This is a genomic window from Bacillus sp. JZ34 (assembly GCF_053903205.1).
Genome location: NZ_CP096403.1, coordinates 534,063 through 546,613, shown reverse-complemented (window position 1 = coordinate 546,613; position 12,551 = coordinate 534,063). Strand labels below are relative to the sequence as shown.

12 protein-coding genes are annotated in these 12,551 nt (G+C 47.9%); 3 read left to right on the top strand and 9 right to left on the bottom strand.

Annotation, left to right across the window (positions count from 1 at the left end):
- Positions 1-21 precede the first annotated feature (21 nt).
- The 7 genes from manA to M1D90_RS02630 all read right to left on the bottom strand — a co-directional run bounded on the left by manA (position 22) and on the right by M1D90_RS02630 (position 7,603).
- Positions 22-972 carry a mannose-6-phosphate isomerase, class I gene (gene manA, locus M1D90_RS02660; RefSeq protein WP_271725348.1) on the bottom strand — a complete coding sequence of 317 codons (951 nt, stop codon included), beginning with the start codon at positions 970-972 and terminating at the stop codon, positions 22-24.
- A 375-nt stretch (positions 973-1,347) separates the two neighbouring features.
- Complete coding sequence (nrdG, locus tag M1D90_RS02655) at positions 1,348-1,794, bottom strand: anaerobic ribonucleoside-triphosphate reductase activating protein (protein WP_075212721.1); 447 nt, start codon at positions 1,792-1,794, stop codon at positions 1,348-1,350.
- The gene (locus M1D90_RS02650) at positions 1,791-3,659 is read right to left on the bottom strand and encodes an anaerobic ribonucleoside triphosphate reductase (RefSeq protein WP_023857167.1); all 1,869 of its coding nucleotides are present in this window, start codon (positions 3,657-3,659) and stop codon (positions 1,791-1,793) included. The genes nrdG and M1D90_RS02650 overlap by 4 nt, the downstream gene beginning before the upstream one ends.
- 157 nt (positions 3,660-3,816) lie before the next feature.
- Positions 3,817-4,812 carry a 2-keto-3-deoxygluconate transporter gene (gene kdgT / locus M1D90_RS02645; protein WP_456283118.1) on the bottom strand — a complete coding sequence of 332 codons (996 nt, stop codon included), beginning with the start codon at positions 4,810-4,812 and terminating at the stop codon, positions 3,817-3,819.
- A gap of 85 nt (positions 4,813-4,897) precedes the next feature.
- Positions 4,898-5,512 (bottom strand): bifunctional 4-hydroxy-2-oxoglutarate aldolase/2-dehydro-3-deoxy-phosphogluconate aldolase, encoded by a 615-nt coding sequence (locus tag M1D90_RS02640; RefSeq protein WP_020453160.1) that lies wholly within the window; start codon positions 5,510-5,512, stop codon positions 4,898-4,900.
- Positions 5,513-5,517: 5 nt separating this feature from the next.
- A complete protein-coding gene (locus M1D90_RS02635) occupies positions 5,518-6,483 on the bottom strand; it encodes a sugar kinase (RefSeq protein WP_105981261.1) in 966 nt (321 codons plus the stop codon).
- A gap of 103 nt (positions 6,484-6,586) precedes the next feature.
- Positions 6,587-7,603, bottom strand: coding sequence for a LacI family DNA-binding transcriptional regulator (locus M1D90_RS02630; RefSeq protein ID WP_023857164.1), 1,017 nt, complete (start codon positions 7,601-7,603; stop codon positions 6,587-6,589).
- 255 nt (positions 7,604-7,858) lie between these two features.
- On the opposite strand from M1D90_RS02630, the gene kduI reads away from it, so the two are divergent.
- Both kduI and kduD read left to right on the top strand, forming a co-directional pair.
- Positions 7,859-8,686, top strand: coding sequence for a 5-dehydro-4-deoxy-D-glucuronate isomerase (kduI, locus tag M1D90_RS02625; RefSeq protein ID WP_456283117.1), 828 nt, complete (start codon positions 7,859-7,861; stop codon positions 8,684-8,686).
- A gap of 15 nt (positions 8,687-8,701) precedes the next feature.
- Complete coding sequence (kduD, locus tag M1D90_RS02620; RefSeq protein ID WP_101561388.1) at positions 8,702-9,466, top strand: 2-dehydro-3-deoxy-D-gluconate 5-dehydrogenase KduD; 765 nt, start codon at positions 8,702-8,704, stop codon at positions 9,464-9,466.
- Between the two features lie 43 nt (positions 9,467-9,509).
- Here kduD and M1D90_RS02615 read toward each other — a convergent pair whose 3' ends face one another.
- Positions 9,510-10,643, bottom strand: a complete 1,134-nt coding sequence (locus M1D90_RS02615; protein WP_023857162.1) for a zinc-dependent alcohol dehydrogenase — start codon at positions 10,641-10,643, stop codon at positions 9,510-9,512.
- 141 nt (positions 10,644-10,784) lie between these two features.
- Here M1D90_RS02615 and M1D90_RS02610 point away from each other — a divergent pair, with 141 nt between their 5' ends.
- On the top strand, positions 10,785-10,922 hold the full coding sequence (locus tag M1D90_RS02610; protein ID WP_023857161.1) for a hypothetical protein: 138 nt from the start codon (positions 10,785-10,787) through the stop codon (positions 10,920-10,922).
- 56 nt (positions 10,923-10,978) lie between these two features.
- On the opposite strand, the gene M1D90_RS02605 is transcribed toward M1D90_RS02610, so the two are convergent.
- Positions 10,979-12,352, bottom strand: coding sequence for a sugar porter family MFS transporter (locus M1D90_RS02605; RefSeq protein ID WP_020453166.1), 1,374 nt, complete (start codon positions 12,350-12,352; stop codon positions 10,979-10,981).
- Positions 12,353-12,551 lie beyond the last annotated feature (199 nt).

Genomic DNA, 12,551 nt, shown 5'->3' with positions numbered 1-12,551 from the left:
TTTTGAAGACCGTTAAGCTTTTTATATGTGAGACACGATTAATTCGCATGTTCCTTCTATCGTAAAGTCATTCGTTTCCGCCGGCAGGATAAAATTTGCTCCTTTGCTGATCGGAAATAATTCTCCGCCCTGAGTGAGCTTTCCTTCTCCTTCAATCACACTGCATAACAGGAAAGGGGCATCCTGCGTCAGCTCAGCGGCACCGTCGATCTCCCATTTGTATACGGAGAAGTATTCGGCTTCTACAAAAGTCTTAATGGTAATCCCTTTTTGAGTTTCTGTCGATTCGTCAACATAGCTGTCAACGTGCGGTACTGTTGTGACATTGATCGCCTGTGTCAGGTGAAGCTCGCGCTTTTCTCCATTTTGATCGGCCCGGTCATAATCGTATACCCTGTACGTCGTATCAGAGCTCTGCTGTGTCTCCAAAACGACCGTCCCTTCGCAAAGAGCATGAATCGTGCCGCTTGGCACATAATAAAAATCGCCCGGCTTGATTTTGATCCGCCTTAACAAGTTGTCCCAATCACCGCTGTTGATCATGGTGACCAGCTCTGTCCGCGTTCTCGCCGTATGGCCGTAAACGATCTCGGCACCTTCTTTGCAATCGATGATATACCAGCATTCTGTCTTACCGAGTTCCCCGTTTTCGTGTTCGCCCGCATAGTAGTCATCGGGGTGGACTTGAACGGAAAGGTCTTGATTGGCATCAAGTATTTTCGTTAACAGCGGGAAACGGTCTCCCTCTGCACCGCCGAACAATTCGCGGTGCTCGTCCCAAAGCTCGGCAAGCGTTTTTCCTTTGTAAGGACCCGAAGCAACGAGGTTCGGCCCGTTTGGATGGGCGGAAATGGCCCAGCATTCACCTGTCAAATCAGAGGGAATGTCATAGCCGAATGTCTCGCGCAAAGCCGCTCCCCCCCAGATCCTCTCTTTAAACTCAGGCTGCAGAAATATCGGTGATTGAGTCATGAAGCCATCTCCTCCCTTAATTCACGATTATCTTATGTAAATAAAACGCTTTCTTTTATTGATAGACATGTATGATAAAATATAAACCTTTTCATATTTATTATGACGTTATCTCGATAGAAGTCAATGCCGGAAAGGAAAAACAGAAGCCCCAGAGGCTTCTGTTTTAGATTGTTGACAAAATCCCAAAACGGCTTTTTGTTTTGGGATTTTGTCATCCTTTCAGCGTGATTGAAAACCCTTGCAGTCTAGGAAGGCCGAGCATCGGAGCGGAGCGAATGTTGGAATTCGTGAGCACCGACGCGCAGGCCTGACAACGAATGCGAGGGTTTGTCGACACGCTGAAACAGAAGCCCCGGAGGCTTCTGTTTCAGATTATGCCAGCTCGATAATGCGCTGATTTGAGCTTCCTCTGTAAAGGAGCGTCAAGTCCCTTTTTTTGATTTCGAACGGGCCGTCTACCAGGACATCACAATAGGCCAGCAAAGCGCTGTGCTTTTCATTTTTCAAGATTTGTTCGTACGTATAGCCGCTGTAAAGCCAGATGTCTTTTTCGGATTGCTGCTTAATTCTCTCAGACAGTTCGATCAGTTCGCTCGCATGCAAAAGCGGCTCTCCTCCTGAATAGGTGACGTTTGTAAGCGGGTTTTTCATAATTTCCTCAAATACTTCGTCTACACTCATATCAAATCCGTTATTGATATTCCAGCTTTGTTTATTATGGCAGCCTTCACACATATGCGGGCAGCCCGCTAAAAACACGACTGTTCTCAGTCCTTCTCCGTCTACGATGCTGTCATGGATAATATTCATCACTTTCATAGGTGCTTCACTCTGTCCTTTTCTTCTTGTCTTTTCGCCGAATTCCACTTTGACATATCTCCGACTAAATATCCCGTAATCCGTCTGATCCGTTCAATCAAAGCCTCATCTCGATTTTTGCACTGCGGGCACTCGTTATCGATGATTCCGGTAAATCCGCACGCCTTGCAGTGGTCGACAGGATGGTTGATCGAGGCGTAGCCCATGCCTGACCGGCGCATGGCGGTTACAATCATGTCCATCGCTTTAATGTTTTTTTTCGGGTCTCCGTCCAGCTCAATGTAGCTGATATGCCCGCCATTGCACATCAAATGGAACGGCGCTTCTTTTCTGATCTTTTCAACCGCAGTCAGCTTATAGTGAACAGGGATGTGAAACGAGTTCGTATAGTAGATCCGGTCTGTGACATTGTGGATCGAACCGAACTCCAATTTATCTTTTTTGACAAATTTCCCTGAAAGTCCTTCTGCCGGTGTGGCGATCAAAGAAAAGTTCAGCTTGTGTTTTTCTGTGGCTTCATCGGCCTTATCTCTCATCGACTGAACGATTTTTTTGCCGAGTTCAAACGACTCCTCGCTTTCTCCGTGATGTTTTCCTGTCAATGCAGTCAAAGCTTCAGCCAGTCCGATAAATCCGATGCTCAATGTTCCGTGCTTTAGCACATCCTCGAGCGTGTCCTCAGGATCAAGCTTCTCGCTTTCATGCCAGATGCCTTGCGAATACAGGAACTTAAAGTCTTTTGCTCTTTTTTTGCATTGAAAGGCGTACCGTTCAAGCAGCTGTTGAATCGTTAATTCCATGTAGCGGTTCAGCAAAGCAAAAAACTGTTCAACGTTTTCGCTGAGCAGCGCTATTTTGACAATGTTGATCGAGGTGAATGACAAATTCCCTCTGCCGATGCTGTTTTCTTTCCCATGAATATTGGACATGACGCGCGTTCTGCATCCCATATAAGCGATTTCGCTTTCCGGTGTTCCGTCATAAAAAGGTTTATTCACGGGCGAATCGATAAAGCTGAAGTTCGGAAACAGCCTTTCAGCGCTCGTTTCCAATGCAAGCCGGTACAAGTCATAGTTAGGGTCTGTTTGATCGACGTTGACGCCTTCTTTCATTTTGAAGATCTGAATCGGGAAAATCGGCGTCTCCCCCTTGCCGAGACCTGCTTTTGTCGCCTTCAGAATATTTTTGATCAAAAGGCGGCCTTCCCTTGACGTATCCGTACCGTAATTAATTGAAACAAACGGAACCTGTCCGCCGCCCCGCGAATGCATACTGTTGGCATTATGTATAAAGGCTTCGCACGCTTGGTAAGTTGTGTTGTCCGTTTCTTCCCACGCTCTTTCCCTTATCTCTTCTTCTGTCAAAGTTGTCGGGTATTGTTTGATTTTCACCAGATGCTTTTCGTACGTTTTGCGGACGTAAGGGGCCAGGTCGTAATCGAACATCGGAAATGACTGGCCGCCGTGCTGCATATTTTGATTCGATTGAAAAATGATGGATGCGAGTGACAATGCGCTCATAATGTCCTTCGGTTCCCTGAGGGAGCCGTGGCCTGTATGGAATCCGTCTTTTAACAGCCGGCCCAAAGGGATCTGGCAGCAAGTCGTTGTCCCGCTCGGCATATAGTCTAAATCGTGCGGATATATCAAGTTGTCATCGACTGCTTTCTTGATTTCCGGCGACATTAAGTACTGGAGCGCATAATGTCTGGAACTCTCGGATGCAAACCGGCTCATTTGCCCCATCGGAGAGCGGCCGTCTACGTTGGCATTTTCCTGCATAATATCGTGATCTCCATACCCGACGATATCATGAAATGTTTCTGTCAATTGCAATAATCCCTGTTCTTTAAAGCCTGTTGTCATCCTAACCTCTCCTAAAAAGTAGCATATATAGTGTCCGAACTTCCACAAGACACTATATATTGATATTAGCACAAATGATACCCGTTAAATTTAGCAATTTGGTGACGTTATTTCAAAACGGTCATAAAAAACGCCCCGGACAAAATGTCCCGGTGCGTCAGCGGCGAAATGACTTGTAATCGATCGTCATTTGTTTCGGAGGTTTTCTTTGTTTTGTCCGTTTTTCGATCCAGACGGTTGCAAGCGGCGTCAGAAGCGAGGTGACAATGACGCTTGTCGCGATGATCGCGGTCGCTGAATCAGCCACCGGCGCAAACACGGGGTTTGCATCGGCAAGCGCATACGGCACGGCTACCGCAGCCCCGGCCGTTGACGATGCCGCGACGCCCGCGACGCCGTCTCCTCTTGCGACAAAGCGGTCCAGCAGGTATAGAGAAGCACCCGAGAGAACGACGACTGATACGCCGACAACAATACCTAAAAGGCCGGATTGGATTAACATTTTAAAATCGAGCGTGTTTCCCAGTGAAAATGCGAAGAACGGAATGATCGCCGGTACGACTTTTCCGAACAACTCGCGCAATTCAGGGTCAAGGTTTCCGAGAATGCAGCCGAGTAAAAACGGGATGACGGTTGCAGCCAGCGTCTCCCAGGGAAATGCCGCGAGCCCTGTCACACCGAAAGTGACCATCGTCATAAACGGGCCCGATTCTGTGCTGATAAAGGCGAAAGCACCGGCGTCTTCCTTTCTTCCCATGTGGTTCATTAACGCCAAATACAGACCGCCGTTCGTTTCATTCATAACGGCTACAATAGCAAGCACTGACAGTCCGGCAAAAAACCCGCTTTGAATGCCTTCATCTGGAATGAACTGCGCTGCGATCAAACCCAATAATGCGGCAATGCCGACTTTGCCGATCAGAAGTGTCAGTCCCTTCCTCGCAATATATCCTGAAGAACGAAAATCTATTGTTGCACCAACGCAAAAGATAAATACTCCTAAAATCGGCAGCGTTCCGGTAATCAGGGCGCCTGTAAATCCGCCGAAAAACTCCGCGGTTCCCGGAGCAAACGTATTCAGCGTTGCGCCCAGAAAGAGCGGAATGATCATCATGCCGCCCGGCACACGTTCAATCGTTGCTTTAATTTTCATCATTTTTTCTCCCATTCTAGAAATTAATGAAAAAGCAAAGCTGTCGATCTTGCAAAATCTGAAGTCTTTTCACGCTGCGCACGCTTTAATTCTGCCGAATCCGACGCTGAAAGATACGCTGGATATCCGCTTCTGACACTTTGTTCAGCTGGCTTCCCACTCCAACTGCCAATGCTCCGGCATCGAGCCATTTCTCCACATCGCCCGGATGGATCCCCCCGGTTGGTATGAAACGAACCTTCGGAAAGGGGCCCGCGAGGTTTTTCATGTAAGGAATCCCGGAAGTCCCCCCTGGAAACAGCTTAAGAACCCGAAAACCCTTTGAGACCGCTTCCATAATTTCGCTCGGTGTTAATACGCCGGGAATAAAAAATGTATGCAATGAGGCGGCTTCCTCAGCCAATTTTTCTGAAAAACCCGGACTGACGATGAATTTTGCCCCCGCTGCCGCGGCTTCCCTCGCCTGTTCGCTTTCAACCACCGTTCCGGCTCCGACAAGGAGGCCGTCTTTTCCTGCAAATTTTTCAATCAGCTCAGACGCTCCCGGCGTCGTATATGTGATTTCAATCGCAGTAATTCCTTTGTCGATCAATCTGTGAATGCTTTCCTCAGCAGCTTCCTTATCGCCTGCGCGGACGACCGCGATCAGCCCGGCCTCGGCCAGCTGCTCCTGCACTTTTCCGATCATAGACATTTCCATTACGGTCAACCTCCTGTTTTTTGGTTGTTTGCCTCTGCGGCCATAAAAGCTTTCAATTGATCCCTTGACGGCAGACCGTCCATATCACCCGGAGCCATGACGGCCAGAGCTCCGATCGCATTTGCCCTCTGAACTGCTTCTTCAAGCGGCAATCCGTCTAATAGACCGCTGATCATGCCGACGGCAAAACCGTCACCAGCGCCAACGGTATCAACAACCTTTTCCACCTGATAACCCGGCACATAACCCTCTTTGTCCGGTGTCCGGTAATAAGCCCCCTCTTTTCCAAGCTTGATGACAATGACCTTGACCCCCTGCATCACATAATATTTAGCGATATCCTCGGGAGAATTGCAGCCTGTCAGGAGTTTTCCTTCATTGATCCCAGGCAGAAACCAGTCTGCTTGCGCGGCGATCTCATGAATCGTGTGAACCATTGTCTGCTGGTCCGGCCAAAGCTGGAAGCGGAGATTCGGGTCAAACGAAATCGTCTTTCCATCTTTTTTCATCTGGTGAACGGCGTGGCGGGCGAAGCCCCGCATTTCCCTTGAAAGGGCAGGAGGTATGCCTGTCACATGCATATGTTTGGCTTCTTTGAAATACTCTGCCGGGTAGTCATCAATGCTCATCGTGCTTGCGGCTGATCCTCTGCGGTAATACGTGACATCAGGGTCCCCGCTTTCAACCTTTGACTTGAGCAGGATGCCTGTCTGCTGGTCTGCACTGCGTTTGACTTCAGAGATGTCGACGCCTTCTTTTTTCAATTCATTTAAAATAAAAGTTCCAAGCGAATCGGCGCCAACCTTGCTCATCCAGCCGACTCGAAAGCCCAGGCGCGACAGTCCGACGGCAACGTTTGTTTCCGCTCCGGCAAGAGCCTTGGAAAACGAAGAAGCCTCATGCAGTCCGCCTGTTTCATTTGCGTAAAACATAGCCATCGATTCTCCGAATGTCATCACATCAAGCGACATGATTTCACTCTCCTTTCGAAATGGTACCGGTTTCAAAAAAAAGTTGCAGAAAAACACTCTCCCCTAAATTGTCGGGTGTATGAGTGTCTCCATTTGACGAGTTCTACAGCGACTGTCTGAGAACAAGCTCTGCCTCAAGCTGAATCGTCTGCGGTGCACTTTCATCTCCTTCAATCCGTTTGATGATCCGCTCCATGGCGGCTCTGCCCATTTCATGCGACGGCTGGGCGATGGTGGTAATGCCCGGACCGATCAATTTATACCATTCCGTATCATCAAATCCGGCAATTCCGACGTCTTCCGGAATCGAAATGCCAAGCTCATAAAGGCAGCTGATGATTTTCAGCATCAGAAGCCCGTTGTTTCCAAGAATGGCTTTTTTCCCTTCTTTCATTTCTAAAAAGCTTTTGACGGAATGTAAAAGAGATTCTTTGTCTTTGACATCTGCCTCATATACAAGGGGATTGCCGCCGGCATTGCGTTTAAGCGCGATTTCTGTATAGGCGGAAACCCTTTCCTCCCTTGGACTGATCCCTTTAATCGGCTCGGTAAACAGACCGACCTGGGCATAGCCTTTGTCATACATGAGATTGACGATTTGACTTGTCACTTCGCGGTTGTTCGTTGTAACTGCATCGATTTTGAGCCCGGGCACTTTCCGGTCAACGAGCACAATCGACACATCCTGGCTGATTAAATCCATGAGCACATCGTTATTTCTTCCCGTCGTATTAATAATCAGCCCTTCAATGTAATGCGCGTTCAGCTTGTGCAGCATCTCCCGTTCTTTTTCAGGACTGTTGTCCGTGTTGCAGACCATGATGCTGTACCCGTACTGATCGCAAACCTCTTCCACCCCTCTCAAGGTGGCGACTGAAAACGGGTTTGTAATATCGGCGACCAAAAATCCGATAACCTTGCTTTTTTTCACCTTCAGCCCCTGTGCCATCTGACTGGGGCGGTAATTAAGCTCCTCGATCGCTTTTTTGATGCTTTTCACCTTTTTCGGTGAGATGGCATCAATCTTCCCGTTGATATAACGGGAAACCGTTGATTTTGATACACCTGCATGTGCGGCTACTTCGTTGATGGTTACTTTCGCTGTTTGCTTATCCCTCATTCAAGTACTCCTATGACCTTATGATTTGAAACCGATTTCAAAAACTTTATACCATCAGCATATCACATCATTTAAAATTTGGAAGAGTCTTTTTTAATATTTCAAGATTGACCTTGACAATATTCAGAAAAAAGTGAAAAGACTGTTGACGATTTCCATTATTTACTTTACAATTCATGTTTGAAACCGTTACCAAAAACTTTGGCCCCTTCATTCAAGTCAGTCTAAAAACGTCCAATTCAAGGAGGAGAAGGTATGGAAAATCGTTATTCTGTTCATCCTGAACAAGCGAAACGATTCACAACCGCAGAGCTTCGCGAGCATTTTTTAATAGAGTCATTGTTTGTTGAAAACAAACTGAACATGGTTTATTCGCATGAAGACAGAGTCGTGATCGGCGGGGCCGTTCCAGTGAAGGAATCCATCGCGCTCAATGCCGGCGATTTTTTAAAAACGGACTATTTTCTGGAACGGCGCGAAATCGGAATTGTAAATGTCGGGAAACCCGGTGCGGTCAAAGTCGGTGATGAAGAATACGTACTGGAGCACAAAGATTTTCTGTATATCGGCCTGGGAAATAAAGACGTTTCTTTCTCAAGCTTGAATGAAGGCGGAGCCAAATTTTATTTCATCTCAGCGACCGCACACCAAAAGTATCCGGTGCAAAAAGCTTCGCTTTCAGAGCTTCCATACGATCATTTAGGAGAAGAAGCCTCTTCAAATGTCCGCAATCTATACAAAGTGATTCATGCAGACGGCATTCAAAGCTGCCAGCTGATGATGGGCATTACATTTCTTGAACCCAATAACACATGGAACACGATGCCGGCGCATGTTCATGACCGGCGGATGGAAGCTTATCTGTATCTTGACCTTGCTGAAGGTGCAAAGGTGTTTCATTTCATGGGCGAACCGACGGAGACAAGGCATCTCGTCGTCGGCAACGAACAGGCAGTCATTTCACCCGCGTGGTCTGTCCACTCGGGCTCCGGCACATCCAACTACTGCTTTATATGGGCGATGGCCGGAGAAAACTACACATTTAAGGACATGGATGCTGTCCCGATGAATGTCATACGGTAAGGGCGTGAACGTGAGATGGGATATCTTGAATCGTATTTTTCACTTGAAGGCAAAACCGCGCTTGTCACAGGCCCGGGAACTGGAATCGGCAAAGGAATTGCCGAAGCGCTGGCAAAAGCGGGAGCGGATATCATCGGCACTTCACATACGAGCGGGCTTGATGAAACAAAGCGGCTGATCGAAGAAACCGGTAGAACGTTTACGTCTTATCAGCTTGATATGGGCAGCCTTGACGAGGTTGAAACCTTTGCAAAAGAGGTGCTTGACCGTCATCAGATTGATATTCTCGTCAATAATGCCGGGACGATCCGCAGAGAAAAAGCGGCTGATTTTTCCCGGGAGAACTGGGAAGCGGTGATCAATGTCAATTTGAACAGCTTATTTTTGCTGACAAAGGCTGTCGGCCGGCAGATGATTGAGCGAAAGCAGGGGAAAATCATCAATATTGCCTCGCTTCTTTCATTTCAAGGAGGCATTCTCGTCCCTGCATATACGGCAAGCAAGCATGCAGTAGCCGGATTGACGAAGTCTTTTGCCAATGAATGGGCGGCGCACAATGTCCAGGTCAATGCAATTGCGCCGGGCTATATCACAACGAACAATACAAAGCAGATCCGCGAGGACCAAAACCGCAATGCCGAAATCTTAAAACGGATTCCGGCCGAGCGCTGGGGTCAGCCGGATGACATTGCCGGAGCCGCCGTATTCCTTTCGGCGCCGGCATCCGATTATGTGAATGGACATGTGCTGGCGGTCGATGGCGGATGGCTGGCAAGATAATGCGCCGAAAAGGCTGCCGGTAGCTCGGCAGCCTTTATCATCGCTATGGCTTCAAAATCACTTTAATGCAATCATCTTCATGGCCGTTGAATAATTGGTAAGCGCGGCCGGCTTCTTCAAGCGGAAGCTGATGCGTAATGATTTCCTTCGGATCAAATTGATTCTCTTCAATCTTCTTGTAAATCTCAGGCATCAAATGGATAACCGGGGCCTGCCCCATTTTTAGTGTAACATTTCTGGAAAAGAACGCGCCGAGCGGAAACATATTATAATTGCTTCCATATACCCCTGTAATCTGTACGGTCCCGCACTTTCTGACCGCCTTTGTAGAAATTTGAATCGGTCCGAGCGTGCCGCCCTGAAGCTTCAGTTTTTGCTCCAGGTACTCAAGCGGAGATTTTTTGCCGTCCATCCCCACGCAGTCGATCACGACATCCGCCCCGCCTTTTGTAATCTCCTTTAAATGCTCGCCCATGTCAGGATATTTTGTAAAGTCAAATACTTCGACGCGGTTTAACGCTTCAGCCTGCCTTAGGCGGTAGTCCAAGTAGTCTACTGCAATGACCCGCTTCGCCCCTTCCATCCAGGCAAACTTCTGCGCCATTAATCCGACCGGTCCGCAGCCGAGAACAATGACGGTGTCTCCCTTTTTAACGCCAGCGTGAAGCACGCTCCAATACGCGGTTGGCAGGACATCTGATAAAAACAGGAGCGACTCGTCCTCCATCTCGCATGATTCAGGGATGACAAACGGCGTGAAGTTGCCAAACGGCACTTTTAAATATTCGGCCTGTCCGCCAGGGTGGTTTCCGAACTTTTCCGAGTAGCCGAAATATCCGCCTGAATCATAATGGGGATTGGCATTATCACACTGGCTTTCCAGCTTGTTTTCGCAATAAAAGCAATGTCCGCATGCAACGGTAAACGGGATGACGACCCGGTCCCCTTTTTTCACTTTTGTTACATCAGGTCCTGTTTCTTCTACAATTCCCATCGGTTCATGGCCGAGCTGGAAGCCTTTCGGAAGAGGAAAATTCCCTTGATAAAGATGGAGGTCTGATCCGCAAATCGCCGTAGAAGTAATTCTGACAACGATATCATCGCTTCTTTCTATTTTGGCGTCCTCCACCTGGCTGACTTTAACATGCTGAGGCCCTTGAAACGTTACAGCTTTCAAATCGTCACACTCCCATTATCGTTCAGTTGACTTTAGTGTGAGATAAACCCGGGTTCTTATTCAGTTTTTTAAACAAACGTTTCATTAACCGTCATGCAGAGCGGTCATGATTCATACATAGAAGAAAATGGAGGTGTTGGGATGCTGCTGCAAATACTAGTCGGAGGGCTGGTTGTTTTCGTTATTTTCTTTCTCGTGTTTCGGGCGATCAGAACGGGTAATCTGCCGCGCCATGACGATTCGCAGCCAGAAGACGGTGAAAACAGAGATCAGCCATGATTGGCTTGGCTGGCCTCCTCACACAAAAAAGGATGGGGCCATGCCCATCCTTTTGCCTATCGTTCAACCGGCTGCGTGTCAGTTCCCGTGATTCCGCCGTGCCTGTCCCGTAAATCCTGCTCGATTTCTTCAAGGCTTTTGCCTTTTGTTTCTGTTACTTTAAAGAAAACGAACAGGAAGGCCGCGATTCCGATGGCCGCATAGCACAAGAACAGGTAACTGATGCCCATCGCTTCCATGAGGACCGGAAAACTTAATGTCACAATTAAGTTCCCTGCATGAAGCATTAAAGTCGATACTCCGGTTCCCACCCCTCTGACATGAAGGGGGAACAGCTCAGGCAGCACCACCCAGACGATCGGTCCCCAGCTGACGGCAAATACGACAATGAATACACCTAAACAGATGACAGTCGTCCATGCCGCACCAGTCGTATTGCCAAAAAAGATATTGGTGAAAGAAAGCACGATTAAACTGATGACCATGCCGGCATTTCCAAATAATAAAAGCGGCTTCCGGCCAATCCTGTCAATAAAGCGGATCGCCACAAGCGTCATCAGAACATTGATCATACCGATGCCGACTGTCCCCAAAATGGCCGCCGAATCTTCAAATCCGACATTCGTAAACGTTTTTGGGGCATAGTAAATAATCGTGTTGGTTCCGATAAATTGCTGGAGAAACGCCAGTCCGACCCCTGCGATTAACGCCGGGCGCACCCACGGTTCCAGCAACTCTTTCAAGCCCCCCTGCTCCTGCTTTTCCGCTTCCTTAATTTCTTTGATTTCCTGATCGACCTGCTTTCCTCCCCTCATCTTGGACAAAACCCGTCGCGCTTTCTCTTCTTTTCCTTTTGTTAAGAGCCAGCGCGGGCTTTCCGGCATGAAAAAGATACCGATTAAAAGGCCGATTGACGGAATAAGAGCCAAGCCCAGCATCCAGCGCCATGCACCTGCATCACTAAATGCATAATTGATCAAATAAGAGACCAGAATCCCGATCGTAATCATCAGCTGATTTAATGAAGAAAGCGCGCCCCTAGATTCCTTCGGCGCAAGCTCTGAAAGGTACAAAGGAACAATGGTCGTTGAACAGCCAACCGCAAGGCCGAGCACGATCCTGAAAACCACCATATATTCCGTGCTTGGCGCCAGGGCCGTTCCGAGCCCCCCAATGCAATACAGCACTGCCGCTGACATAATCGCCCTTCTTCTCCCGAAGCGGTCTGTCAGCCTGCCGGACAAACCCGATCCGAAAATCGCCCCGATTAAAATTGCGCTGACAACCAGCCCTTCTGTAAAGGCATTGAGCCCAAGCTCATCTTTCATAAATAAAATCGCCCCGGAAATGACGCCCGTATCATAACCGTAGAGCACACCGCCCAAGGCTCCAAAAAAATAAAGCCAGGCATTCGATCTTTTTCCCTTCATCAGTATATCCTCCTAACAAGGCTTGTCTTTTATAATCTTTAACCTTGTCTCGCTTTCTTCAAACCTAAGAAACATGGAGTACCATTAAAAGGAATTTAAAAATATGAAACATTTTATCTGTTTCATCGTCTTATTTAAGGCGGCAAAATGATCAGATCCCGCGGAATTTCCAGATAATTCCCATATGCAAAACAGCAAA

Excerpts from the sequence above, each read along its gene's own strand:
- manA (WP_271725348.1), bottom strand. The coding sequence starts at position 972 with ATGACTCAATCACCGATATTTCTGCAGCCTGAGTTTAAAGAGAGGATC.
- nrdG (WP_075212721.1), bottom strand. The coding sequence starts at position 1,794 with ATGAAAGTGATGAATATTATCCATGACAGCATCGTAGACGGAGAAGGA.
- M1D90_RS02650 (WP_023857167.1), bottom strand. The coding sequence starts at position 3,659 with ATGACAACAGGCTTTAAAGAACAGGGATTATTGCAATTGACAGAAACA.
- kdgT (WP_456283118.1), bottom strand. The coding sequence starts at position 4,812 with ATGAAAATTAAAGCAACGATTGAACGTGTGCCGGGCGGCATGATGATC.
- M1D90_RS02640 (WP_020453160.1), bottom strand. The coding sequence starts at position 5,512 with ATGGAAATGTCTATGATCGGAAAAGTGCAGGAGCAGCTGGCCGAGGCC.
- M1D90_RS02635 (WP_105981261.1), bottom strand. The coding sequence starts at position 6,483 with ATGTCGCTTGATGTGATGACATTCGGAGAATCGATGGCTATGTTTTAC.
- M1D90_RS02630 (WP_023857164.1), bottom strand. The coding sequence starts at position 7,603 with ATGAGGGATAAGCAAACAGCGAAAGTAACCATCAACGAAGTAGCCGCA.
- kduI (WP_456283117.1), top strand. The coding sequence starts at position 7,859 with ATGGAAAATCGTTATTCTGTTCATCCTGAACAAGCGAAACGATTCACA.
- kduD (WP_101561388.1), top strand. The coding sequence starts at position 8,702 with ATGGGATATCTTGAATCGTATTTTTCACTTGAAGGCAAAACCGCGCTT.
- M1D90_RS02610 (WP_023857161.1), top strand. The coding sequence starts at position 10,785 with ATGCTGCTGCAAATACTAGTCGGAGGGCTGGTTGTTTTCGTTATTTTC.
- M1D90_RS02605 (WP_020453166.1), bottom strand. The coding sequence starts at position 12,352 with ATGAAGGGAAAAAGATCGAATGCCTGGCTTTATTTTTTTGGAGCCTTG.